Source organism: uncultured Veillonella sp. (assembly GCF_963524655.1).
In the GTDB taxonomy this organism is placed as follows: Bacteria; Bacillota; Negativicutes; order Veillonellales; family Veillonellaceae; genus Veillonella.
This window is the reverse complement of sequence record NZ_CAURHA010000030.1, coordinates 1-26,085: the sequence shown is the minus strand read 5'-3', so window position 1 is coordinate 26,085 and position 26,085 is coordinate 1. Positions and strand designations below refer to the sequence as shown.

Genomic DNA, 26,085 nt, shown 5'->3' with positions numbered 1-26,085 from the left:
CAACCAGTTTAGGTTACTCGGAAATAAAAGTCTAACTTTTTGGGGTCACTACAATATCTAGGATCTCATCACTCTATTTTTTATTGCATAGTTAAACTGCTAATATTTAGCATATTACGCATCAATTGGTTTTGCATATTTTTTTCTGTACGAATGTGGGGTTTCTGTGGTAGCTAGCTTAAATATTTTACAGAAGTAGCTTGTTCTATTATAGCCCAAGGTTTTACTAATCTGATTAACTGTTAGTTGAGAATATACCAATAGCTTTTTTGCTTCTTGTATGCGCAATAGTGTTATATACTGCACAACTGATAGTCCTGTATCATCTTTAAAGATTTTAGAAAAGTAAGACTCGCTTAAATGAATATGTTCCGAAATCCTCCTGAGCGACACGCGTTTGCTCAGGTTTTTTTCTATGTATAGCATAGCTTTCCGAATTTCTGGACGATTGATAGGTCGTTCAGTTTCTACGAAGTCTGGCAATTGTTCATAGGGCATTTCTTCGGCTAGGACATCGTTAAACGGAAAGTAATGTCCTACCAAGATCCGTAAGACTTTTGTAGCGCTGTAAATTTGTTCTGCCGTCAGAACAGGCAAGGTCCGATATAAGGCGCGAAGCTTGGTGTCAGAATGCCAATCAGTTTGGGTAGGTAAAATCGGCTTAATAGTTGTGTCTTCTGTTTTCATTTGCCCTGCCATGATGAAACCTAAGATGGCACCATCTTTCATGATAGGCACGGAGAAATCTATAAGGCCCATGTGACAGCGATACGGACAGGAGGATAGTTCTTTTGTAGCGTCCAGCCCGCCATATAAATCGCATTGGTTACAGCGTTTGGCGTAATTTGGATTACGTCTTACAACCTTACAAAATGGGGAAAAATTATATTCTTGGGATAACACTTTTCCACGATTATTTACCAAAATAGCTGCAATATTTGTTATGTTTGTGAAATCACGCATGATTTCATTGATAAGCTTCGTATCTTCGTTTGTACAAATCATTGTGACACCTCCAATCGCAAATGTGTGAGGGGTTTAGGAAGTACACCGCTTTAATAACTTTGTTTGTACTCTATCTAATGGGCTAGCTTTAAAAACTAAGAAAAGAAAAAAGTGACATACCACCTAAAATTCATATACATATAAAATTAAGTTATTTGTTGCTTTTATATGTATAAGTATAACAGGATTGTGGCATTTTTGTAATAGAAAAATCGCATTTTACGAATACACATAAAAAAGTTGTATTACAGAATTTCTATAATAAAGATAGAAAAACCCTTATATTACATATATTTAGAAAGGATTGAGCCCAATGGACAGTGACTGAATAGCAAGGCATGCTCTATAAAATTATATGGTGTACAGGGAATATCGTTGCATATATATGAAAAATAAATGAAACGATAAAAAGCGATATAAGGCGACTTAAAACAATATCAGGAGATATAGCATAACATACAGCAACATACATTCCTGTACAAAGATACTTTCATTACACGTATGGAGGGTATTATGGCGACAACATGTGGATTAACTGAATTTGTAGGGACTAGCAAAACTGGTGATACTATAGGTCTCGTAATTGCTAATGTAGATCAACAAGTATTAGATGCGATGCAATTGAAGAAAAAATATCGTTCTATCGGTATTTTAGGTGCACGTACTGGTGCAGGTCCTCATATTATGGCAGCTGACGAAGCAGTAAAAGCGACAAATACTGAAATCGTTAGCATTGAATTACCTCGTGATACTAAAGGTGGCGCAGGTCACGGTTCTCTTATCATCTTTGGTGGTGATGATGTATCCGATGTAAAACGCGCTATTGAAGTGGCATTGGCTGAAGTGGAACGCACCTTTGGCGATGTTTACGCAAATGATGCTGGTCATCTTGAATTGCAATATACAGCACGCGCTAGTCATGCAGTAAATGCAGCATTTGGTGCTCCTGAAGGTAAAGCATTTGGCCTTATTGTAGGTGCTCCTGCAGCTATTGGCGTAGTGATGGCCGATGTAGCTGTTAAATCTGCGAACGTTGATGTAATCGGTTATGCATCTCCTTCTGCAGGAACAAGCAATTCTAACGAGGTTATTTTACAGATTTCTGGCGATTCTGGGGCTGTACGACAAGCGGTTATCTCTGCTCGTGAAGTAGGTAAAAAATTGCTAGCTACGATGGGTGACGAACCAGTGAACGGAGCCCCTTCCTATATCTAATCTGAAAGGATGGTATGCCCTATGAAATCAAAACGTTTCGAAGTTTTAAGTCAACGTCCTGTTAATCAGGATGGTTATGTAAAGGAATGGGTAGAGGAAGGTTTTATAGCTATGGAATCTCCTCAAGATCCAAAGCCTAGCCTCAAAATTGAAGGCGGTCGCATCGTTGAACTCGATGGTAAACGCCGTGAAGATTTTGACCTTATAGATACATTTATTGCAAATTACGGTATCGTTCTCGATGGTGCTCAAGAAGCGATGGCAAAAGACTCTAAAGAGATTGCTAATATGATGCTTACCCCTTCAGTACCTCGCGAAGAAATCGTTAAGATTTGTAAATCTATTACTCCAGCAAAAATGTTGGAAGTAGTTTCTTGCATGAACGTTGTTGAAATGATGCAATGTATGCAAAAAATGCGCGCTCGTCGTACCATGGCTAACCAAGCCCATGTAACGAACGTAAATGATAACCCAGTACAAATCGCAGCAGATGCTGCGGAAGGTGCACTTCGTGGGTTCGCAGAAGAAGAAACTACAGTAGCCGTTGCTCGTTATGCACCACTTAATGCGATTAGCTTACTTGTAGGCTCTCAATGTGGTCGTCCAGGCGTATTGACTCAATGCTCCTTGGAAGAAGCAACAGAATTAGAACTAGGTATGCGTGGTTTCACAGCTTATGCAGAAACTATTTCCGTATATGGTACAGAAGACGTATTTACCGATGGTGATGACACACCTTGGTCTAAAGGATTCCTCGCATCTGCTTATGCATCTCGAGGCCTTAAAATGCGCTTTACATCTGGTACAGGCTCTGAAGTACAAATGGGCCAAGCAGAAGGTAAATCCATGTTGTACCTTGAAATCCGCTGCCTATACATTACAAAAGGTGCTGGTGTACAAGGTATCCAAAATGGCTCTGTAAGCTGTATCGGCATTCCAGCAGCCGTACCTTCTGGTATCCGCGCTGTATTGGCAGAAAACCTTGTAGCAGCCATGCTCGACCTAGAATGTGCATCTAGTAATGACCAAACATTTAGTCATTCTGACTTGCGTAGAACAGCCCGTACATTGATGCAATTTGCACCTGGTACTGACTTCATCTGCTCTGGTTATAGTTCTACACCAAACTATGACAACATGTTCGCTGGTTCTAACTGGGATGCAGAGGACTATGATGACTGGACAGTTATCCAACGTGACCTCAAGGTAAATGGCGGTCTTATTCCTGCTCGCGAAGAAGAAGTTGTAGCAGTTCGTAATAAAGCGGCTCGTGCATTACAAGCGTTGTTCAAAGCTTTAGGCTTGCCTCCAATTACAGATCAAGAGGTAGAGGCTGCTACGTATGCAAATGGCTCTAAAGATATGCCTCCTCGCGATAAGGTTGCAGACATTAAAGCGGCTCAAGACTTGTTAAACCGTGGTGTTACAGGCGTCGACTTCGTAAAAGGCTTAGCTAAAGAAGGTCACCCTGATGTAGCACAAAGTGTTTTGAATTTATTGAAACAAAAAATCTCCGGCGATTACTTACAAACATCGGCCATCTTTGACCGTGATTTCAACGTTATCTCCGCGATTAACAATAGAAATGACTATCAAGGTGTTGGCACAGGGTATCGTGTGGAAGGTGAAGATTGGGAACGTATTAAAGATATTCCAAACGCCATTGATCCACGGGATATATAAGGAGGTGTCATGATGGCTGAAATTAACAGAGATGTATTACGCTCTATTATCCTAGACGTTTTACAAGAAATGGGCGGCGTTCATGAGGCGCCACAATTCAAGACTAATGTTGGTGAAAGTGCAGCACCTAGACATGAAGATCCAACTGGCGATGATAGCTGGCTTCAAACAGGTGGCCCTGCACAACCTGGCACTAGCGCAGATGAAGTAGTGATTGCTGTAGGTCCTGCCTTTGGTCGTAGTCAACGACAAACTATCGTTGGTGTGCCGCATCAAGAGGTAATTCGTCAATTAGTAGCTGGTATCGAAGAAGAAGGCTTAAAAGCTCGTGTAATCCGTGTATACCGTTCCTCTGACGTAGCGGCCGTAGCCGTTGAAGGTGATTCTATTTCTGGATCTGGTGTATGTATCGGTATTCAATCTAAAGGTACTACCTTGATTCACCAACGGGACTTACAACCACTTTCAAATTTGGAATTATTCCCTCAAGCGCCGCTATTAACAGCTGAAACATACCGCGCTATTGGTAAAAATGCTGCTAAATACGCTAAGGGCGAATCCCCAACACCAGTACCAACATTGAACGATCAAATGGCTCGTCCAAAATACCAAGCATTGTCTGCGTTGCTTCACATCAAAGAAACGAAGCATGTAGTAAAAGGTAAGCCAGCTGATGAAGTTCGTGTCACTGTATAAGGAGGTTTACTATGGCTAACGAATTAGAAGCCTTAATTCGGCAGATCGTATCTGAAATAGAAGGGGCGAAAGGCAGTGCAACACAGTACTCTACGCCTCATATACCATCTACACCTAACACAGTAGATAGAGTGGTTACAATCGAAGATTATCCGATTGCTAAAAAACATCCAGAATGGATTGATCTTGGTCAAGGCCGTGACTTGAGCCATATTACGATGGAAAATGTTATGGCAGGTCACATTACAATGGATGATTTGAAAATTTCTCCATCCATTTTGAAAGCTCAAGGTCAAATTGCTAAGGCTGGGGGCCGTGATCAAATCGAACTCAACTTCTCCCGCGCCGCAGAAATGACGAAAGTTAGCGATAAACGCTTACTTGAAATGTATAATGCACTTCGTCCATATCGTTCTTCTAAACAAGAACTTTTGGATATTGCTAGCGAACTTGATGGTCTAGGTGCTCCTATTTGTGCAAACTTTGTACGAGAAGCAGCAGAAAACTACGAACGTCGTAAAAAACTGAAAGGTGATAATTAACCTATAGGAGATGTCATTATGAAACGAATTGTTGGCATCGATATCGGAAACTCTACAACAGAAGCGGCCTTGGCCGAAGTGCATAGCAATGGTGAGGTAAAGTTCCTATCCTCTGCTATCGCTAGTACTACAGGCATTAAAGGGACTCGCGAAAATATCGTAGGCCTCATGGATGCCCTCAAGTCGCTAATCAGGTCTGCTAATCTTACACTACGAGATATTGACTTAGTTCGTATTAATGAGGCTACACCAGTTATCGGTGATGTAGCTATGGAGACCATTACGGAAACCATTATTACGGAATCTACCATGATAGGGCACAACCCTAAAACACCAGGTGGTTTAGGACTTGGCGTAGGGTATACCGTTCCTATTGAGCAATTAATCGATAAGCCGCAAGGTCAACCATACATCGTGGTGGCTCCAAAGATTATCGACTTTGAATTGGTAGCACAGCTTATCAATGCGTACTGTAAACGAGGCTATGATATTCGTGCTGCTATCCTTCAAGCCGATGATGGTGTGCTCGTCAATAATCGATTAAATAACAAAATTCCTATCGTAGACGAGGTTGCGTATATCGATAAAATCCCAATGGGTATGCTTTCTGCCGTAGAGGTTGTAGAACCTGGGCAAGTAGTATCACAATTATCTAATCCTTATGGTATTGCCACTGTATTTGAGCTTTCACCAGAGGAAACAAAGAACATTGTACCTATTGCGAGAGCCCTCATCGGGAACCGTTCTGCTGTAGTTATCAAAACACCTGCAGGGGATGTTAAAGAACGGGTAATACCAGCTGGTTCCATTATAGTAATGGGTAACGGTAGAACTGTATCTGTTGACGTATCAGCAGGGGCGGAGCGAATCATGGAAACCCTTGAATCCGTTCATCCTATCGAGGATATCAGCGGGGAAGCAGGTACGAATGTTGGTGGCATGCTTGAAAAGGTTCGCCTCACAATGGCGCAATTGACGAATAAATCACCGCAAGACGTATATATTCAAGATTTACTAGCTGTAGATGTGGCTGTTCCTATTAATGTGAAAGGTGGCCTTGCAGGTGAGTTCTCTATGGAACAGGCTGTAGGCATTGCCTCTATGGTTAAGTCAGATCATCTACAAATGGAAATCATTGCAAAGCAGGTAGAAAAGGAATTGGGTGTTCCTGTTGAAATCGGCGGTGAAGAGGCTGAATCAGCTATCTTAGGCGCATTGACTACACCGGGGACAGCAAAACCAATGGCCATACTCGATTTAGGAGCAGGCTCTACCGATGCATCTATCATCAATCAAGAAGGAAAAATTAAGGCCATTCATCTTGCGGGCGCAGGAAATATGGTAACAATGCTCATCAACTCCGAACTTGGTTTAGAGGATATGCACATTGCGGAAGCTATTAAACGAGATCCATTGGCTCAAGTACTCAGTGTATATCACATTCGTCACGAAGACGGAACGGTGCAGTTCTTTAATGAACCACTTCCGGCAGCATTGTTTGGCCGCGTTGTTATCGTTACGCCTGATGGGCTCGTTCCTGTAGAGCGAGATATCCCACTAGAAACGATTAAACGTGTTCGTCAAACCGCCAAGAAACGGGTGTTTGTAACAAACTCTCTCCGTGCTTTGGCATCTGTTAGTCCTACTCATAATGTGCGAGATATACCATTCGTAGTTATCGTAGGTGGTTCTGCATTAGACTTTGAAATTCCTCAACTTGTAACCGATGCACTTTCACAATATGCATTAGTAGCAGGGCGAGGCAATATTCGAGGTGTTGAAGGGGCGCGTAATGCGGTAGCAACAGGACTTGTCCTCTCCTATGTAGGGAAGGGAGGCCAATGATGGATCAAAGTATCATCAGCAAGCCAACCATCTTGCTCTATACGACATCGCATATCGGTGAGGATGTATTAAAACCTGTTCTACATGGCATTGAAGAGGAAGGGCTACCCGTAGTAATTGAGGCTCATAGTGGTACTCACATGGATTTGGCTGATTTAGCATCTCGAAACTCGGCTTTGTCAGTCGGTATTGGCGTTGATGAACAAGCGATTGTGTTAACTTATAAAAACATACCAGCTCATCAATTTATTTATCGACTTACGGGCTATGCTCAATATCCGGATAGCTTGCGCACCTTAGGTGTCAATGCAGCTCGCCTTGTAAAAGGCAATCCATTCGCTTTTGACGAACGATTGGAAGTGGCCTTTTAAATAGAATGAACGTGAGAGGTGGTGCATATGGCTATTTATACGAAAACCGGTGATGCAGGTACAACGGCTCTCTTTGATGGCACTAGAGTACCTAAGAATTCACTTCGTGTGGACACATATGGAACCTTTGATGAATTAAATGCACAGGTTAGTGTGTGTGAGAAATTAGTCGTCTCACAGGAGAATAAACATGTGCTTCACACATTACAACATCAGCTATTCCGCTTATGTGCGGAGGTAGCAACGCCTCATGTAGAACATCTTAGTGAAAGTAGCAACTTGATTTCACAACAAGATATTAGCGACTTGGAACGTATGATCGATGACTATACGAAGCGATTACCACAACAACATAGCTTTATATTAAGCGGTAATTATTTATCTGCTGCAGAGCTTCATGTGGCGCGTACTATCTGTCGTCGAGGGGAACGATTACTCATTAGTTTAGGTGAAGTAGAACCAATTCGCGATGAGGTTCGAAAATTTATAAATCGATTATCTGATGCTCTTTATATCATGGCTCGCATGGAAGACTATGTGCAATTTGTAGAAACAATTGTAGAGCGCGTAGCAGAACGTGTTAAGAATAGTCATGCTGAAGTACTGGCGGAAACGAATCGGAGCTTATGGCATATGGGGCATAATACTGAAAATGGAGTTAGTTATATGGCAACTAGAACAAAGCTAGAAGAAATTATGACGAAACTTTCACAAGCAGCCATGGACTATGCTCAGTCCATAGGTGTACCTATCGTTGTATCCATTGTGGATGCAAAAGGTGTATTAATGTATTTCCATCGTATGTCAGATGCATTGCTCATCAGCAACGATATCGCACAGGCAAAGGCGTATACAGCAGTGGCTCTAAAAGCGGCAACTCACGAAGTACATCAAAGTGCACAGCCTGATGGCGATCTATTCAACATTGAATCCATGGTAAATCGTAAAATCTGTACCTTTGGTGGAGGTTATCCGATTATCATCGACGGTGAAATTGTCGGTGGTTTCGGCATTAGCGGTGGCACTGTGGCGGAAGATATGGACATTGCATCTCATGCATTACAATCTTTGTTAAATCAATGAGGTGAAAACAATGGACGTAACACAAATGTATATCAGTGAGTTTGTTGGTACTGCCGTTTTACTCGCATTTGGTAACAGTACAAATGCATCGATTTTATTAAAGAAAACCATCGTTGGTATTTTTGGTACTAACTGGTTACACATTATTTTTGGATGGGCCTTTGCTGTAACCTTTGGTGTGTATATAGGTATTACACTAGGTGGACCTGGTCATTTGAACCCTGCCGTTACCTTTGCTCTCGCTGTAGCAGGTATCTTCCCATGGGAACAAGTGATTCCAATGTCTATCGCTCAAATTGCAGGCGCTTTTGTAGGTGCTACTATTGCAGCTGTATTCTATTATCCGCACTTCAAGGAAACAGGTCCTGATGAAGGTAACTGCGTAGGTATTTTTGCAACTGGTCCAGCTATTGATCATAAACCTTGCAATTTGATTTCTGAAATTATTGCTACGTTTATGCTCATTCTAGCAATCCTTTGCTTAGGCAAGATGGTAGATGGCTTAGCTCCAGTGGTTATAGGCATCCTCATAGCATCTATTGGTATGTCCTTTGGTGCAACTACAGGGTATGCATTAAACCCAGCTCGTGACTTCGGTCCTCGCTTGGCATATACTATTTTGCCAATTCCTAACAAGGGAACGGCTAACTGGCAATATGCTTGGGTTCCATTTGTGGGACCATTGATTGGGGCAGGATTAGCAGTAGTATTCTTCAAATTGGTGGCACCTTAAGGGAATCTATATTGAGAGACTCCTATGGATGGTCCATGCCACTATATAAACTATACATTTTGTATTAGGAGGAGATTATATGGCCTTTCAAGAGGTAATTGATGCTAAACAGCGCATCATTCAAGAATTTGTACCCGGAAAGCAGGTTACGATAGCCCATGTTATTGCCAATCCTAAGCCTGATTTATTTAGAAAAATGGGGCTTGAAGAAAAAGGGCGTAATGCCATTGGGATTCTTACCATAACACCTGGCGAAGGGACCATTATTGCAGCTGATATTGCAAGCAAGTCTGGTGATATAGAAATTGGTTTCATCGACAGATTTTCGGGGGCACTTCTCATAACTGGTGATGTATCTGCTGTTGAATCAGCATTGCAAAGTGTTATTGAAGGATTGCAACGCATATTAGGATTCTTCCCAACGGATTTAACAAGATCCTAATGAAAGGGCAATTATGAGTACCGAACAGAAAGAAAAACGCATCCTTCTCGTAGGGCGCAGCGGATGTGGTAAGACCACATTGGCAGATACGATTACTCATGGCTCTGCAACGTACCACAAGACACAAGCCATAACTCGAGTAGGAAATTTTATTGATACCCCTGGGGAATATATGGAAAATCCTAATTACTATCGAGGCATTATCTTACACGCCTATGACGCGGATATAGTGATTTTCATGATTCCTGCTGGTGATGAAACAACTATATTTCCACCAAGTTTTGGGAACTCTTTAAATCGTGAGGTTATCGGTGTTGTATCAAAGGTTGATACGGGAAAAGATGTGGAGGCGCCTCGCCGAAATCTCAAGCTAGCGGGAGCGAATAAGATTTTTGAAATATCCGTTCACGATCAAGCATCGTTGGACCGTTTATGTGACTACATATATAGTTAGTTGAAAGAAGGTTTTTCCATGGACAGAGGTTTTGAAGAACAACTCAACCAATTTATTTTAAATAAGGCGATCATTCCAAAAAGCTTAGGTCTATGGGAGCGATATTTCAAAAAAATGTGTCTCGCTTGGCAAGAAATTCGGCCTGAGATTCATGTACAACATATTATCTTTTCTGCAGATAACGGAATTTCCGTAGACGGACTAATCGGTTATAACTATGAAATCACTCGTAAACAATCTCAAAATATGATTGATGGTAAAAGTGCAGTTGCCAATTACTGCATTTTTAACCATATTCCTTACGAAGTGGTAGACGTTGGTATTGCGTGTCCTAAAGGCATCGGTATAGACCGAAAAGTTAGTCAAGGTACGAAAAATATTTTACATGGTGCCGCTATGAGCGGCGAAGAATTTGATTTAGCATACCAAGCTGGTTACAACCGCGTTGTGTATTATGCGGAATCGGGAATTAATCTATTTTCCTTCGGTGAAATGGGCGTTGGTAATACTACCACATCAGCAGCCGTGTTAAGCGGGCTCACAAAATTAGACCCACGCATAACTGTAGGACCTGGATCTGGTCCCGATGACGAAGCGTATATGAATCAAAAACGTGAGTTTGTACGGACTGCACTAGCTCATCATAAAGGGCATCTCAATACGCCAAAGGATGTTATTAGTCGTGTTGGTGGTTTTGATATAGCCGCAATTACAGGTGCGATGGTAGCTTGTACAGATTTACATATCCCATTCGTTATTGATGGGTATATTACAGCGGTAGCGATGGCTTGTGCCACTCAAATGAATGGTGATGCGCCATTGTATGGCATTCCATCTCATTATTCTCGTGAAGTAGGAATGGCCGCAGCATTAGCGTATGCAAATATACGTCTTGATGAAGTTCCCATCCATGGTCAAATGGCATTGGGTGAAGGTACAGGGGCTGTACTGATGGTACAACTACTTAAAACTGCACATTTTGCCTTTATGAACATAGGCACTATGGTGGAACTATTAGAAAAATAAATTGGTATTCTTTGTATTATGTTTTGTAAAAGGAGAGAAAACAGATGACACAAGAAGCATTAGGTATGGTGGAAACTAAGGGCTTAGTAGGCGCTATTGAAGCAGCTGATGCAATGCTTAAAGCAGCTAATGTGGAACTAGTGGGCAATGAAAAAATTGGCTCTGGTCTCGTTACTGTTATGGTTCGCGGTGATGTAGGTGCTGTAAAAGCTGCCGTAGATGCAGGTGCAGCTGCTGCGGAACGCGTAGGTGTTGTTATCTCTACTCATGTAATTCCAAGACCACATAAAGATGTAGAAGGTATTTTACCAACAAAGGGTGAATAATTATGGCCGATACTAAAAGTATGGTAGATGAGATTTTAAAGCGCGTATTGATGCGTATCGATAGTGCTGATTTAAGCAAAACTTCAGGCGCGACTAGTAATGCATCATGTGCTCCAGCACCTGTAAGTTCACCTGCTGTAAGTCAACTACAAACTTCTATGATTACTGAACACGTAGGTAGCACTACAACAGGCGATACAATTGGTCTAGTAATTGCCAATGTTGATAGTCAAGTATTGGAAGCTATGAAGCTCACTAAGTCATATCGATCTATCGGTATCTTAGGCTCACGTACTGGTGCAGGGCCGCAAATCATGGCCGCTGATGAAGCTGTAAAAGCAACGAATACAGAGATTGTTAGCATTGAATTCGCCAGAGATATGAAAGGTGGCGCTGGTTCTGGTTCCCTCATTATATTCGGCGGCGATGACGTATCCGATGTAAGACGTTCTGTAGAGGTAGCATTACGTGAATTAGAACGCACTTTCGGGGAAGTATATATGAATGAAGCAGGTCATGTGGAAGTTCAATATACAGCTCGTGCAGGCGATGCCTTAGTAACTGCCTTCGGGACTCCAGAAGGTAAAGCCTTTGGCTTAATCATTGGTGCCCCAGCCGCTATCGGTGTAGTTATGGCGGATGCAGCTGTTAAATCAGCTAATGTAGATGTGGTAGGCTATCGTTCTCCATCGAGTTCAGCTATGAGTAACGAAGTTATTTTACAAATCAGTGGTGATTCTGGCGCTGTTAAACAAGCTGTAAAAGTAGCACGTGATGTGGGTTTAGCATTATTAGAAACTATGGGAGAAAGACCTAAGAATAAAGGTAATGCTTACATTATTTAATGAATGTTAGTTCAAAGAGTCATACATTCATTACATATCATTATCACGTCGCAATAGATGATACTTTCACAATGTGAATAGGAGGATTCATAATGGCAGAACTAAATGAACAAATGTTACGGGCTATCATTATGGACATAATGGATGAAGTAGGAATGCTCAAAGAGGAACCTGCTCAAGTTCAACCAAAAGAAGAACCAAAAGCAGATCTAAAATCAGAGCCTCAAGAGCCAGAGTTAAAAGATTTGATTCGTCAAATGTTAGTAGATATGCAACGTAGCTAGCATTATAGGAATGCATGAATCCAGAGAGCGAATCATCCAAGTATTAGACGGGAGGTGGCATGGTGAAAGAGTCGCTAGGATTGCTTGAGGTGGCTGGGTTATTGGGGGCTATTACCGCATCAGATGCAATGGTTAAGGCTGCCAATGTAAGGCTAGTAGGCATTGAAAAGGCTAAAGGCTCTGGGTGGATGACTGTTAAAGTAGCAGGCGATGTAGCCGCTGTAGATGCAGCCGTTCAAACAGGCATTGCTATAACAAAGGGAATGAATCTATATGTAGCTCATAAGGTGATTCCTCGTCCAGCAGAAGGTCTTGTAGAAGCTTTCAATGAAGACTTTAAGGAACAGTCGGCTAAAGTATCTGTTGAAATAGAACCAGTAAAAGCAGTAGTTAAAGAAGAATCTACAAAAGTAGTTAAAGATGATGCTAAAGATGGTTCAAAAGAAAACAGTAAAGCTGAAGGCACTGAAGAAAAGAAGTCTTCTCTCGATGAAAAAGCTGTAAAGGTGTTGAATGAAATCGTCTCCACCATTGTTGATCCAAAGGATTCCAAGAAGGCAGTAACGAAAAAAGCTACACCGAAAAAAAGCACTAAAAAGAAATAATGTAAAGGTAAGAAGCAATAAAGGAGATTATCATGAATAACGCATTAGGCATGGTAGAAACAAAAGGTTTAGTAGGCGCAATTGAAGCGGCTGATGCAATGGTAAAAGCAGCTAACGTTACATTAGAAGGTACTGAAAAAATTGGTTCCGGTCTTGTAACTGTAATGGTTCGCGGTGATGTTGGCGCTGTAAAAGCAGCGGTTGATGCAGGCTGTGCAGCAGCACAAAAAGTAGGCGAAGTAGTATCTACTCATGTAATTCCACGCCCTCATAGCGACGTAGAATTAATCTTACCTAAGAAAGGATAATAGCTTATGGATCGGGAACAGATTCGTGCTATCGTACGAGAAGTGATCGAAGCCATGTTCGAATCGTCCATTCCCATAGGTGTGAGCAATAGACATGTCCATCTATGTCAGGCGGACTGGGATGTATTATTCCCGAATCAGGCTATTACTAAGAAAAGTGACTTAAAACAAACTGGAGAGTTTGCTTCAGAACAAACCGTTACTTTAGTGGGGCCTAAAGGGGTCATTCAAAATGTCCGCGTACTAGGTCCTCTTAGAAAACAGTCACAAGTGGAGGTATCGTTGACCGATGCTCGTACATTAGGCATAAAGCCTCCTATTGTGCTATCTGGTCATTTAGAATCAGCCGTAGAGATTACTCTGTGTACGGAAAATGGGGAAATTACAAAGCCTATTTGTATCGTTGCAAAGCGACATATTCATATGTCGCCGGATGATGCAAAACGGTTCCATGTAAACGACGGTGATAGCGTTAATGTTGAACTTCAAACACCAGAACGCACCACTGTATTTGGTGATGTTATCGTTCGGGCCGTACATGGTTTTGTCCTAGAACTCCATATTGACACAGATGAGGCGAATGCTGCCAATGTACAAGGTACAGTGATGGCGAGAATTGTACAGTAAAGTAGGTGATATGATGAAAGGTTTGAAAAAGGCAAATAATACCTTGCAAGAGTTCTCTGATCTTGTAGAGTCTAAACAAGTGAGCTCTCATAATCAAAAGAATTTGCGTGTAGGCATCGACCTTGGTACATCATCTATTGTCCTATCCGTAGTAAACGATAAAGGTAAACCTATATATGGTGCCTTTGAATACAACGAGTCTATTCGAGATGGCCTTGTAGTTGACTATGTGGGTGCTGTTACGATTACGCGAGAGCTAAAGGCTAAGGCGGAATCCGCCTTAGGCACAGAACTTGTATATGCCGCAGCAGCTGTTCCACCTGGAACGATAGGCAAGAATAAAGATGTAGTAGGTCATGTTTTGGAAAGTGCCGGTTTTGAAGTAACTTGTATTTTAGACGAACCTACCGCTGCTGCTAATGTGCTAGGCATCACCGATGGCGCTGTTATCGACGTCGGTGGTGGGACTACGGGCATAAGCATTTTAAAAGATGGCCGAGTTGTATATACCGTAGATGAGCCTACAGGGGGTACTCATATGAATCTTGTTATTAGCGGGGCCTATGGGATTTCTATCCCTGAAGCGGAGGCTTATAAGCGCAATGAAGCTAATAAACGCGATGTATATGCAACTATACGGCCTGTTGTTGAAAAAATGGCAGCTATTTCTAAGCGTGCGTTACAAGAGGGTGGCTATGAAAAGGGGACTCCTATTGTTGTTGTAGGTGGTGCTTCTAATTTTGAGGAGTTTACAAAAACTTTCAGTCAATATATAGGATTACCTGTAGATAAGCCACTATATCCAGAATTTGTAACGCCCTTAGGGATTGCCATGGGAAGTGAGCATTAATATGGATGCATTAGTTAAACTGGTGCTAGAACGCCTAGAAAAGCGCATGACATCCACTGCTACGTTTATGGTCACAGAATGCAATAGCTATGATGAACATATATTGTTGCAGAATCAACTCATTTCTTTTACTGGTATAGATTATGGTCATATACGAGAGTTAATGGGCGATACATTGGTGCCTTGGGTAGCCTGTTTGCACCGTGCATTAGCTTATGACTGTGAGGTGACAATCCGCCTCGCAGTCCCTGTAACCTCGTTGATGAATCCATCAGTTATTCTAGATTGGCCTATCAAATTTCTAGATAAATTTGGACATCCTGTATATGCTTCCTCACAAGGATGGATAACAGCCTCTTTTGTTAGATCTTGTGAAAGTCAGTCTATTATCGTCATATATAGGGGACAACGGTTTACCATGGCCGCTCGCGAAGAGATAGAGCGCTTAGGTATCACAATAATTGAAGGGAACGAGAAGTATGCAAGTCGGTAAAGTAGTGGGTAGTATCGTATCTACTCAAAAGCATGAATCTCTAAAGGGAATGAAGCTGATGATGGTGGATATTCTCGATGGAGAACAAGAGTTGACGGGGCGCATAGAAATCGCCGTCGATACAGTATGTGCTGGTGAAGGTGAATATGTGCTTCTAACTCGAGGCTCATCGGCACGGCATATTTTTGAAGATGATAAAGGCACCGCAGTAGATTGCGCTATTGTGGGTATTATTGATAGTTTTGAAAAATAATTGTATAGGAAATAGCTGGTGCCAGAGTTAAACCTAGTTATTGTGTCACATCATGAATGTATCACTGATTGTGTACACCGTTAGTTGACATGGTCATTGCATCAGCAATGCAACCTATATGGAGGTTCATGATGGAAAACAATACACAGTTGAAAGAAATGATCCGCTCCATGGTTATAGATGTATTACAGGGGCAAAAGCAAGAAGCAGCCTCATCACAACCTATTAAACAAGCGCCTAGAGGTCAAGTTGAACCAGGTGTATTTGATACTGTTGATGAGGCCATTCAAGCGGCAAAAGCAGCGCAAGCGCGCTTTGAAGATTGCACCTTGGCAACCCGTGAAAAGGTAATAGCAGATATTCGTACTGCTATGCGCCCACGAGTACAAGAGTTGGCTCAAAAAACTGTGGAAGAAACAGGAATGGGTCGCGTTGCAGATAAAGTATTGAAATTAAATCTTACACTCGATAAAACACCGGGTGTAGAAGATCTCGTTACAGAGTGTGAAACTGGTGATAACGGCATGACATTATACGAATTGTCTGCCTACGGTGTCATCGGTGCTATTACACCAAGTACAAATCCGGCAGAAACGTTAATATGTAATACAATCGGTATGCTAGCTGCAGGGAATGCGGTATTCTTTAGTGTTCATCCTGGCGCTAAGCATCTTAGTCGATTGCTAGTTAGTGAACTTAATCAAATTATTGCTAAATCGATTGGCATTGAAAACCTTATCGTAACACTTCGTGAGCCATCTATTGAGTCCGCTCAAGAGATGATGTTGCACCCCGATGTGAGTCTATTAGTTGTTACTGGTGGCCCTGGGGTTGTAAAACAAGCGCTTCAAAGTGGTAAAAAGGTTATCGGTGCCGGTGCTGGTAATCCACCAGCCTTTGTAGATGAAACAGCAGATATTAAAAAGGCAGCTCAAGATATCGTCCTAGGTGCTAGCCTCGATAATAATATTCTATGTATCGCTGAAAAGAGCGTCGTTGCCATGCGCCAAATCGAGCCACAGCTAGTTCAAGAAATGGTGAAAGCAGGATGCGTCCTTATTGAAAATCAACAAGATATTCAACGCTTAGTAGATTTAACTGTATTACCGAATGGGACACCAAACAAAAAGTTCGTCGGTAAGAATGCAAGCGTCATTCTAGATGCGGCACATATTCCGTACAACGGTGATCCACGGTTGATCATCATGCGTACACCAAAAGACCATCCATTTGCAGTGATTGAAATGTTAATGCCTATTCTACCGGTTGTGACGGTAGATAGCTTTGATGAAGGTCTCGATGTATGCTTGATGTTAGAAGCGGGCTTACATCATACGGCAACAATGCATTCCTTAAATATGGAACGCCTCAATCGGATGGCCCGTAAAATGAAAACATCTATTTTTGTTAAGAATGGTCCATCCTATGCAGGGCTTGGTTTTAGTGGTGAAGGTACGACAACCTTTACAATTGCTACACCTACTGGGGAATCTACTACATCAGCACGCTGCTTTGCACGCCGTCGTAGATGTTGCTTAACAACAGGGTTCAATATTCGATAGGTGGTGAGCATATGAATAAATGGACTTTTCCAACTCAAATTTATGCAGGAGCAGATTCGTTGAATCGTCTTACAGAATTTAATAATGAATCCATCCTTATCATATGTGATCCATTTTTAAAAGATTCTCCGAGCCTTACGTATGTGATGGGATTAATGGATAGTAAAAATAAGGTGACTATTTATACTGATGTAGTACCTGATCCACCTATAACCCATGTTGTAAAGGGCATTGAATTTATGGAAGGTATTAAACCGACCGTTATCATTGCCATTGGTGGGGGATCCTGCATCGATATGAGCAAAGGTATAGCATATTTCGGTCGTAAGCTAAAGCATATGGATATTAAATCCTTCATCGCAGTTCCTACTACTAGTGGCACAGGATCTGAAGTAACCGCCTTTGCTGTTCTTACAGATAGCGAAACGCAAATTAAGTATCCTCTTGTGGATGATGCGGTATTACCTGATGAAGCTTTATTAACGCCATTGTTTGTAAAAACATCTCCACCAAATGTTACTGCATTTAGTGGGATGGATGTACTTGTTCACGCTCTTGAAGCCTATGTGGCAACGGCGGCAAATAATTTTACTGATGCATTGGCACAACAAGCGATTGAGCTTGTTTTTGAATATTTACCAAAATGTCATAAGCCAACAGCAACAGAACAAGACCGCATGTCTATGCACGAAGCATCATGCCTTGCAGGGCTTTCCTTTAACAAGGCTGGCGTAGGTATCGTTCATGCCATGGCTCATCAGTTGGGAGGACAATTCCATGTGCCTCATGGCCTAGCTAATAGTATGCTCTTGCCGTATGTAATTGGATTTAATTGCTCCCACAATCCGGCGGTAGCTAAAAAATATGCTCATTTGTCTGCTAAATTAGGCTTTGCAGATCATAATGCATCAGAGGTGGATAAATTAGCTGCTCTTATAGAAGCTATCGTTACATTGCAACATACATTAGACTGTCCAATGAATCTGACAGCCTTTGGTGTAGATAAAGCTGTATCGGAAACTAAGCTCGACCTTATGGCAGATAGAGCACTAGAGGATATGTGCTATAGATTCAATCCGTATCCGGCTACTCATGATGATTTGGTTAGCTTGTATAAAAAGGTGCTGTAAATCCATATAACGCCGATAGTAACATAATGTTTTGAAAAGAGACTTTAATGATTTCATTGAAGTCTCTTTTCTTATTTTTATATGACTGTTATCAGTTTATTTAAGTACTGCTAGATACATCTTTTTTCATAGTAAAGTGTTATAATACTTTTTATATCCTATAGGAAATATGACGTTGCAATTCAAATTTAGGTATATTCTCTATAACTCTTTGGAATATGGAAAGCTTAGATTTTAACTGCTTTTGTTGTATAATATAAGTAGGATATTTAAAAATTTAGATATTTTCGTGAAAGTATAATATCCTCATCTAATTTTGAGTTTTACAAGTTAGATGTTTAGTACATCGTATTTGGTATTTTATGATGTGCTACTTTCACAAAAACGAGTATGATCGCTTAGGCGGTCATACGGTTGTTAAAAAGAGAGGTATTTATGCAGCACATGCTACGCATGGGTATTGACGTGGGGTCTACAACGGTTAAAGTTGTACTATTGGACGAACACGATAATTATTTGTATAAGAAATACGTACGCCATTATGCGAACATTTTGGACACAGTATATACCTTGCTCCAAGAGGCTCAAGCGGGCCATGAAGATGATCTAGTTCATGTATGTATCACTGGTTCTGGTGGTATGGCGATGGCCGACAAAGTGCGCATTCCATTCGTACAAGAGGTTATTGCTGAAACGCGAGCTGTAAAAGCGCTCTATCCAGAAACAGATGTTATCATCGAACTAGGTGGTGAGGATGCGAAGGTTACTTACTTAGGTCAAACTGCAGAACACCGCATGAATGGTTCCTGTGCTGGTGGTACAGGTGCTTTCATAGACCAAATGGCGACCTTGTTGCAAACTGATGCATCTGGTCTCAACCAATTGGCTATGAATTCTGATACAATTTATCCGATTGCAGCACGTTGTGGCGTGTTTGCAAAAACCGACGTTCAAGCCTTGTTAAATCAAGGTGCATCCCATGAAAACATTGCTAAATCCGTATTCCAAGCTATTGTAAACCAAACGATTGCAGGCCTCGCATGCGGCCATAAAATCGAAGGTAATGTGGCATTCCTTGGTGGTCCGTTGACATTCTTGTCTGAATTACGCCAATGCTTCTGTGACACATTAGAGCTGGAAGAATCTCAACGCATTATCCCTGAGAATGGTGAATTATTCATCGCTTTAGGGGCGGCATTGATGAAAGATGAATGCCGTGAGATTACGGTTGGTCAATTGACAAAGGAAATCGGTGCTCTTATCGGTATTCCTATGGAAGCTACAGACCGTGTAGATCCGCTATTTAAAAATGAACAAGAATTAGAAGAATTCCGAGCTCGTCATGCTAAGGCGGTAACGCCAAAGGCAAATATCGAGGATGCTCAAGGTCCTTGTTACCTTGGTATTGATGCTGGTTCTACTACGCTAAAAGTAGTACTCATTAACAGCAATAAGGAAATTATCTTCTCTCACTATGGTCCTAACCATGGTAAACCATTAGAAAAATCTCGTGAAATTATCGAGCAAATTTACGAATTATTGCCTAAAGGTGCGTATATTGCGCACTCTGGCGTAACTGGCTACGGCGAAGCCTTTCTTAAACGCGCCCTCGGCATCGATATCGGCGAAGTAGAAACGATGGCTCACTATCGTGCGGCTCGCTTCTTCTGCCCTGATGTATCCTTTATCTTGGACATCGGCGGTCAAGATATGAAATGCTGTAAGGTTCGCGATGGCTACATCGAAGATATCGTATTGAACGAAGCTTGCTCCTCTGGTTGCGGTTCTTTCATCGATACCTTCGCATCTGGCTTGCGTATTCCTATCGACCAATTTGCGAAGGAAGGTTTATTGGCAACCTTGCCAATCGACTTAGGCTCTCGTTGTACTGTATTTATGAACTCTAAGGTTAAGCAAGCTCAAAAAGAAGGTGCTACGGTACAAGATATCGCAGCAGGTCTTGCTTATTCTGTCATTAAAAATGCTCTTTACAAGGTTCTTAAGGTAAAAGACCCTAAAGAATTGGGCGATCATATCGTTGTACAAGGCGGTACGTTCTATAACGAGTCCGTTTTGCGTGCCTTCGAGAAATTGATGGGCGTAGAAGTAATTCGTCCTGACGTATCCGGCTTGATGGGTGCATACGGGATGGCTCTTCTTGCTGCTGAAACAGCTGAAGAGTTGCAAAAGGGTAATAGTACATTGCTAGATAGTGCAGGTCTGAACTCCTTACAAGTATCTACGACAATGCGAAATTGCGGCCTTTGCTCTAACAACTGTATGCTTACAATCAATGCATTCTCCGATGGGCGTACCTACGTAACGGGCAACCGTTGTGACCGTGGTGCAGGCGGTATGATTCAAGAGGAGCGAAAAGCAGTTCCTAACTTGGTAGATGTAAAATTACGTCGTTACTTTGACTATTATTTGAAGAAGAATATCCCAGAGTTTGAAGGTAAAATGCGCGTTGGTATTCCACGTGTCCTCAACATGTACGAGGATTTCCCATTCTGGTTCACTTTCTTCAATACCTTGGGCTATGAGGTAATTCTTTCTGATTACACAACGAAGGACCAATACAACAAGGCTATCGATACGATTCCATCCGATACAGCTTGCTATCCAGCAAAGGCTGTACATGGTCATATTCGCGATCTTGCGAATGCACAGGTAGACTTTGTTTGGTATCCTTGTGTGCAACATGGTCCAAAGGAATTTAGCCGCGACAACAACTACCATTGTCCGATGGTTATTTCCTATCCAGAATTAATTAAAAACAACATGCAAGACGTGTTAGGGGATACTCCATTCCACGCACCATTCTTGCCGTTGGCTGATAAAAAATCTCTTGTTCCTGCCCTTGTGAAAGCATTGGACTTCTTGGATCTCAAGAAGAAAGATATTGCTAAGGCTGTAGACCTTGCATGGGAAGAGCAAGAAAACTGTAAAGCTTCTTACCGTGAAACGACGAAGAAAACGGTTTCTCGCCTTGTGGCGGAACAAATTCCGACCATCGTTTTAGCGGGCCGTCCATATCATTTAGACTCCGGTATCAATCATGGTATTCCTGAGCTCATTACATCCCTTGGCATGGCTGTTCTTACTGAAGATGGCGTGGCACCACTTGGTAATGATATCAAGCACTTGCGCGTTGTAGACCAATGGTCCTACCATAGCCGTCTATACCGTGCTGCTGAATTCGTAAGCAGAACAGAAGGCTTCCAAATCGTTGAGCTTAACTCCTTCGGTTGTGGTCTCGACTCTATCGTTGCAGATCAAGTAAAAGATATACTTTCAGCAAACCACAAAATCCATACCTTACTCAAAATTGACGAAGGTACAAACCTCGGGGCAGTAACGATTCGTCTGCGCTCCTTGCAATCTGTAATGGAACGTAGCTTGCGTCGTCATAATAACCCAGAAGCTCCGGAAGAAGTGGTAGTAGAACAATTACCAACGTACGATTACAATCGCGTGGTGTTCACTGAAGAAATGCGTAAGACTTATAAAATCTTGGTGCCCCAAATGTCACCTTTGCATTTTAGCCTCTTAGAGCCGGTCCTCAAAAACGAAGGCTATGACTTCGAAATGTTGCCAGCGCCTACGCGTGACGATATCGAAGTGGGCCTAAAATACATCAATAATGATGCATGTTACCCAGCTATTATCGTTGTAGGTCAGCTCATGGCGGCCTTGCTATCTGGTAAATACGATGTAGAAAAAACGGCTGTTATCATCTCTCAAACGGGTGGTGGCTGTCGTGCGACAAACTATATCGGTTACTTGCGTAAAGCATTGATTGATGCTGGTATGAAACAAGTGCCTATCCTATCCCTCAATGCAAGTGATATGGAACGTCAACCAGGCTTTAAATTGACTAAAGGCTTCTTGCATCGCATGATTCAAGCCGTTGTATACGGTGATGCTATCATGCAATGCGTATTGGCTACACGGCCATACGAAAAGAACCCTGGTTCTACCGATGCATTATGTGATTACTGGCTTAAAAAGCTTCGTGAAAACATTACATCTGCAAGCCTTCGCCAGTATAATAAGTACATCAAAGAAATTATCCATGACTTTGATAACTTGCCAGTTAATAAAGACGTACAAAAACCTCGCGTTGGCGTAGTAGGGGAAATTTACGTTAAATTCCATCCTAGTGCGAATAACCATATCAATGAACTCATTGAAAAAGAAGGGGGCGAAGTCGTTACATCTGGCCTATTAGACTTCTTCTTGTACTGTGCAATGGACAGCACGTACCGTGCGAAACACCTTGATGGTACATGGCTATCTGGCTTCTTTGGTACACTGGCTCGTGAAGCCCTTGAACTATACCGCTTGCCATATGCTAAAGCAGTAGCGGCGTCTAAAAACTTTGACCCACTACAACGTATGACAGAAGTGGCAAAAGAAGCAGCTCAATTTATCGGTCTTGGTAACCAATGCGGTGAAGGCTGGTTCCTCACAGGCGATATGATTGACCTCATCGAAAAAGGGGCCAAACAAATCGTATGCTTGCAACCATTCGGCTGCTTGCCAAACCATGTAACAGGTAAAGGTATGGTTAAAACCCTATCTGCTGCCTACCCAGACGTGCGCATTGCTGCCATCGACTACGATCCAGGCTCCAGTGCGGTAAACCAAGCAAATAGATTGAAACTACTACTATCGACAATGTTCGAGTAACGGTGTGCTCCGTTATATTTTCAATGGGGCCCCGTTACAACTGCATATCACTAGTATAGAAAAAACACAGCCCTCTCTTGGCTCAGTACGTTGCTACGCTCCGTAAAATCGCTGCAGAGAGGGCTGTGTTCTTTTCTATATACACTAGTTATGAAGCTGTCCCATTGAAAATATAACTAGTGCAGTGGGAAGGAGTTAGGATGGAAGTTAGCGAATAAGCGATGAAGTGCTTTATATTTTATAACGGGGACCGGATACAACTGCATATTATTAGTATAGAAAAAATACAGCCCTCTCTTAGCTCAGCAGTACGTTGCTACGCTCCGTAAAATCGCTGCAGAGAGGGCTGTATTCTTTTCTATATACACCTGATATGAAGATGTCCCATTATAAAATGTAAATAATCCAATCTACTATATCCCTAATAGCTCCATCGAGTTTTTATCTCATTATTCACAAAAAATTCGCAATACACCTAACGGAGAGGGGGGGAAAGGGCTGTGTTCTTTTCCCTACAATCAGTTGAGCTGGCGCTTTTCATTATTGTGCTTATGTATATTGGTGTGGATATAAAAGAATAGTGCCAAGTTGATATTAGAATGTAGAATACATATGATTAAACATTTTGTTGATGCTGTTATGTCATAATGGGACACCTTTATAAAAAATGTTAATAAAAATAGCACCACCTTTTTCGCAGCGATTTTACGGAACGAAGTGACGTACTGAGCAAGAAGAAGGTGGTGCTATTTTTATACTTAAATTTATTCAATTGTAACTGGGCCCCATTACGACTTATTTTTCTCCCTACAATCAGTTGGGCCTGCGCTTTCCTTTATTGTGCATAGTGTATTTGTAAAAAAGAATTAGCAGATTTTAATTTAAGCTGTATAGCCCCACAATGGGACGCCTCTACAGGTAGTGTTAATATAAATAAGATACCCCTTTCCGAAGCGATTTTACGAAGCGTAGCGCCGTACTGAGCAAGGAAAGGGGTATCTTATTTATATACTAATATTATTCTGTTGTAGTTGGGCCCCATTGTGGGGCTTACAGAAACGTATAAAATAAATTAATCTTTTTCTACCAAACCATACAAGCACAATAAAGAAAGCGCTGCACATACTAGCATTGTAATCCCCATAGGTATGCCCGTATGTTCTCCACCAAGCCCAACGATTGGTGATACAATACCTGCTGCAAACATGCTTGCAAAGCCGAGTATGGCAGAGGCACTGCCTGCCATTTTGCCGTATTTAGTCATAGCCATAGAGAATGAGGCGGAACCGAATAGGGATACTGTACATGCAGTAAAGAATAAAATTGTTGTTACAGGAATGAGAGACCATTCGAAAATCATGGCTACTAAGAATAGTAAAGAGCCGATTGTAAGTTGCCATAGACTGAATGTAAGTATTTGGCGAGATGTTACGACATTACTTACTCGTCCGCTAATGGCACTGGCCAAGATAATGCCGCAGCTATTGATACCAAAGAGGTAACTAAATTCCTGAGCTGAAAGTTGGAAAATATTTTGGTATACAAAGGATGAACCTGAGATATAGGCAAAGAAAGCGCCGAAAGCAAAGAATTGAATTAAAGATTGTCCTAGGAAACGTTTATCTTTGATCAGTGTAAAGTAGTTCTTTGTAGCCGTAGCAAGGCCGCCAGTAACGCGTTTTTCCTTTGGTAAGCTTTCACGGAAAAGAAGAGAACCTAGCAATAGAATAGAAGAGAATACGGCTAAGATGATAAAAATAACGCGCCATGTGGTGAAGAGAAGTAGTTGGCCACCTACTAAAGGTGCAATTACAGGTGCGAGGCCATTAACCATCATGAGCATAGCAAATAGTTTAGTCAGTTCTTGACCAGATGCAAAGTCTCGAGCGATAGCTTTAGATATAACTACGCCTACAGATCCGGTTAAGCCTTGTAGAAATCGACCTAGTAATAGTATTTCGATGCTAGGTGCATAGGCACAAATAATACTAGAAATAACGCATAGTAAGTTACCTACAACAAGTGGCATTTTACGGCCCATTGTGTCACTTATAGGGCCACCAAATAATTGGCCTAAGGCAACGCCAAAGGTCATAACACCAATGGTCATTTGAATATTAGATGCTGTTGTGTTGAGTTCACCAGGCATAATCGGTAATGCTGGCAAATAAAGGTCTGTTGCGAGCGGTGTAATCGCCGTCAATAGACCGAGAAAAACTACCATGATAAAGGAAACCCTGGCAGAACTTTCTTGTGTCATAGAAACCTCCTGTACTTAAAATAGAGAATAAAAAAGTCTGCGAATCGCACTTCGCAGACTGCATTTAATTTTTTCTATTTAACAAGAAGTATTGTAACACGATTGAAATATAAATTCTATAGATATTTTTGTAAAAGTTTTTTCTAATAATTAGAGTATAAACTAATAAAGTGATTTATAAGAATTATAAAATTTTATATTAAAATTTTTTGTGTATGAAAAAGTAGTTGTATAGAATCAGGTAACTCTTTATAGAATGTGATATCAAAACTTTGAGTTTGATACATCTGATTTTATAGATTAAAATAAAGACATAGATTAAATCTAAAAATATCGATGTAATTTATCGTATATAGGAGTTTAGTATGAACAAATTTGTAAAAACTTTAGTATTGGCAGCAGTAGTTGTTATTGGTACTGCAACATTCACCTCTGTAGAGGCTATTAGCTCTGATGAGGCTGTGCAAAGCGCATTGGCTCGTGTTCCAGGCGCAACAATTGCAAATGTAACTGAGTTTAATCGTGACTATGATCATGGTCGTTTAGAGTATGAAGGCGAAATTCATTACAATGGTTATGAATATGACTTCGAAATCGATGCAGATACTGGTACTTTCACTAAATGGGAAGTAGAACGCAAACATTACTAAGATTTTAAAAGTAAATCATAAAAAAGAACAGCTCATTTCTGAGCTGTTCTTTTTGTTATTGTCTTTAGACTGGTTCGCGACGTAGTCGCGAATCATAAAACCACC

At 41.5% G+C, this 26,085-nt stretch carries 26 protein-coding genes; 24 read left to right on the top strand and 2 right to left on the bottom strand.

The window, feature by feature from the left end:
• Positions 1-114 precede the first annotated feature (114 nt).
• Positions 115-1,005, bottom strand: coding sequence for a PocR ligand-binding domain-containing protein (locus RYM16_RS06775; RefSeq protein ID WP_314983095.1), 891 nt, complete (start codon positions 1,003-1,005; stop codon positions 115-117).
• Positions 1,006-1,506: 501 nt separating this feature from the next.
• On the opposite strand from RYM16_RS06775, the gene pduB (RYM16_RS06770) reads away from it, so the two are divergent.
• The 23 genes from pduB (RYM16_RS06770) to RYM16_RS06660 all read left to right on the top strand — a co-directional run bounded on the left by pduB (RYM16_RS06770) (position 1,507) and on the right by RYM16_RS06660 (position 23,070).
• Positions 1,507-2,220, top strand: a complete 714-nt coding sequence (gene pduB, locus RYM16_RS06770) for a propanediol utilization microcompartment protein PduB (RefSeq protein WP_314983094.1) — start codon at positions 1,507-1,509, stop codon at positions 2,218-2,220.
• 21 nt (positions 2,221-2,241) lie between these two features.
• Positions 2,242-3,903, top strand: a complete 1,662-nt coding sequence (locus RYM16_RS06765) for a propanediol/glycerol family dehydratase large subunit (RefSeq protein ID WP_314983093.1) — start codon at positions 2,242-2,244, stop codon at positions 3,901-3,903.
• A gap of 9 nt (positions 3,904-3,912) precedes the next feature.
• On the top strand, positions 3,913-4,599 hold the full coding sequence (locus RYM16_RS06760) for a propanediol/glycerol family dehydratase medium subunit (RefSeq protein ID WP_296001793.1): 687 nt from the start codon (positions 3,913-3,915) through the stop codon (positions 4,597-4,599).
• An 11-nt stretch (positions 4,600-4,610) separates the two neighbouring features.
• Positions 4,611-5,141: a diol dehydratase small subunit gene (locus tag RYM16_RS06755; RefSeq protein WP_314983092.1), complete on the top strand. Its 531-nt coding sequence runs from the start codon at positions 4,611-4,613 to the stop codon at positions 5,139-5,141.
• 18 nt (positions 5,142-5,159) lie between these two features.
• The gene (locus RYM16_RS06750; protein WP_314983091.1) at positions 5,160-6,986 is read left to right on the top strand and encodes a diol dehydratase reactivase subunit alpha; all 1,827 of its coding nucleotides are present in this window, start codon (positions 5,160-5,162) and stop codon (positions 6,984-6,986) included.
• Complete coding sequence (locus tag RYM16_RS06745; RefSeq protein WP_314983090.1) at positions 6,983-7,357, top strand: glycerol dehydratase reactivase beta/small subunit family protein; 375 nt, start codon at positions 6,983-6,985, stop codon at positions 7,355-7,357. Before RYM16_RS06750 ends, RYM16_RS06745 begins: the two co-directional genes overlap by 4 nt.
• 27 nt (positions 7,358-7,384) lie before the next feature.
• The gene (locus RYM16_RS06740; protein ID WP_314358657.1) at positions 7,385-8,440 is read left to right on the top strand and encodes a cob(I)yrinic acid a,c-diamide adenosyltransferase; all 1,056 of its coding nucleotides are present in this window, start codon (positions 7,385-7,387) and stop codon (positions 8,438-8,440) included.
• 10 nt (positions 8,441-8,450) lie between these two features.
• Positions 8,451-9,173: an MIP/aquaporin family protein gene (locus RYM16_RS06735; protein ID WP_105098109.1), complete on the top strand. Its 723-nt coding sequence runs from the start codon at positions 8,451-8,453 to the stop codon at positions 9,171-9,173.
• A gap of 79 nt (positions 9,174-9,252) precedes the next feature.
• Entirely contained in the window at positions 9,253-9,615 is a 363-nt protein-coding gene (gene eutS, locus RYM16_RS06730; RefSeq protein WP_008602338.1) for an ethanolamine utilization microcompartment protein EutS, read from the top strand.
• 13 nt (positions 9,616-9,628) lie between these two features.
• Positions 9,629-10,069 (top strand): EutP/PduV family microcompartment system protein, encoded by a 441-nt coding sequence (locus tag RYM16_RS06725; protein ID WP_105098108.1) that lies wholly within the window; start codon positions 9,629-9,631, stop codon positions 10,067-10,069.
• Between the two features lie 18 nt (positions 10,070-10,087).
• Positions 10,088-11,095 (top strand): nicotinate-nucleotide--dimethylbenzimidazole phosphoribosyltransferase, encoded by a 1,008-nt coding sequence (locus RYM16_RS06720; protein WP_105098107.1) that lies wholly within the window; start codon positions 10,088-10,090, stop codon positions 11,093-11,095.
• A 44-nt stretch (positions 11,096-11,139) separates the two neighbouring features.
• A complete protein-coding gene (gene pduA, locus RYM16_RS06715) occupies positions 11,140-11,421 on the top strand; it encodes a propanediol utilization microcompartment protein PduA (RefSeq protein ID WP_008602344.1) in 282 nt (93 codons plus the stop codon).
• A 2-nt stretch (positions 11,422-11,423) separates the two neighbouring features.
• The gene (pduB, locus tag RYM16_RS06710; protein ID WP_314983089.1) at positions 11,424-12,266 is read left to right on the top strand and encodes a propanediol utilization microcompartment protein PduB; all 843 of its coding nucleotides are present in this window, start codon (positions 11,424-11,426) and stop codon (positions 12,264-12,266) included.
• A 92-nt stretch (positions 12,267-12,358) separates the two neighbouring features.
• Positions 12,359-12,550: a hypothetical protein gene (locus RYM16_RS06705; protein WP_105098105.1), complete on the top strand. Its 192-nt coding sequence runs from the start codon at positions 12,359-12,361 to the stop codon at positions 12,548-12,550.
• 59 nt (positions 12,551-12,609) lie between these two features.
• Positions 12,610-13,155 carry a BMC domain-containing protein gene (locus RYM16_RS06700; protein WP_314983088.1) on the top strand — a complete coding sequence of 182 codons (546 nt, stop codon included), beginning with the start codon at positions 12,610-12,612 and terminating at the stop codon, positions 13,153-13,155.
• 32 nt (positions 13,156-13,187) lie between these two features.
• On the top strand, positions 13,188-13,463 hold the full coding sequence (pduA, locus tag RYM16_RS06695; RefSeq protein WP_005385294.1) for a propanediol utilization microcompartment protein PduA: 276 nt from the start codon (positions 13,188-13,190) through the stop codon (positions 13,461-13,463).
• Positions 13,464-13,469: 6 nt separating this feature from the next.
• Positions 13,470-14,090, top strand: a complete 621-nt coding sequence (gene pduL / locus RYM16_RS06690; protein WP_314983087.1) for a phosphate propanoyltransferase — start codon at positions 13,470-13,472, stop codon at positions 14,088-14,090.
• A gap of 10 nt (positions 14,091-14,100) precedes the next feature.
• On the top strand, positions 14,101-14,940 hold the full coding sequence (gene eutJ, locus RYM16_RS06685) for an ethanolamine utilization protein EutJ (protein ID WP_314983086.1): 840 nt from the start codon (positions 14,101-14,103) through the stop codon (positions 14,938-14,940).
• The gene (gene pduM / locus RYM16_RS06680; RefSeq protein ID WP_314983085.1) at positions 14,930-15,433 is read left to right on the top strand and encodes a PduM family microcompartment protein; all 504 of its coding nucleotides are present in this window, start codon (positions 14,930-14,932) and stop codon (positions 15,431-15,433) included. Before eutJ ends, pduM begins: the two co-directional genes overlap by 11 nt.
• Positions 15,420-15,686 (top strand): EutN/CcmL family microcompartment protein, encoded by a 267-nt coding sequence (locus RYM16_RS06675; RefSeq protein ID WP_024066335.1) that lies wholly within the window; start codon positions 15,420-15,422, stop codon positions 15,684-15,686. The genes pduM and RYM16_RS06675 overlap by 14 nt, the downstream gene beginning before the upstream one ends.
• Positions 15,687-15,814: 128 nt before the next feature.
• Complete coding sequence (locus RYM16_RS06670; protein WP_314983084.1) at positions 15,815-17,248, top strand: aldehyde dehydrogenase EutE; 1,434 nt, start codon at positions 15,815-15,817, stop codon at positions 17,246-17,248.
• An 11-nt stretch (positions 17,249-17,259) separates the two neighbouring features.
• Complete coding sequence (locus RYM16_RS06665) at positions 17,260-18,378, top strand: 1-propanol dehydrogenase PduQ (RefSeq protein WP_314983083.1); 1,119 nt, start codon at positions 17,260-17,262, stop codon at positions 18,376-18,378.
• Between the two features lie 435 nt (positions 18,379-18,813).
• Positions 18,814-23,070, top strand: coding sequence for an acyl-CoA dehydratase activase-related protein (locus RYM16_RS06660; RefSeq protein ID WP_314983082.1), 4,257 nt, complete (start codon positions 18,814-18,816; stop codon positions 23,068-23,070).
• Between the two features lie 1,072 nt (positions 23,071-24,142).
• Here RYM16_RS06660 and RYM16_RS06655 read toward each other — a convergent pair.
• The gene (locus RYM16_RS06655) at positions 24,143-25,330 is read right to left on the bottom strand and encodes a multidrug effflux MFS transporter (RefSeq protein ID WP_314983081.1); all 1,188 of its coding nucleotides are present in this window, start codon (positions 25,328-25,330) and stop codon (positions 24,143-24,145) included.
• Between the two features lie 365 nt (positions 25,331-25,695).
• Here RYM16_RS06655 and RYM16_RS06650 point away from each other — a divergent pair, with 365 nt between their 5' ends.
• Positions 25,696-25,980 carry a PepSY domain-containing protein gene (locus RYM16_RS06650; protein WP_314983080.1) on the top strand — a complete coding sequence of 95 codons (285 nt, stop codon included), beginning with the start codon at positions 25,696-25,698 and terminating at the stop codon, positions 25,978-25,980.
• The last annotated feature ends 105 nt before the right edge of the window (positions 25,981-26,085 follow it).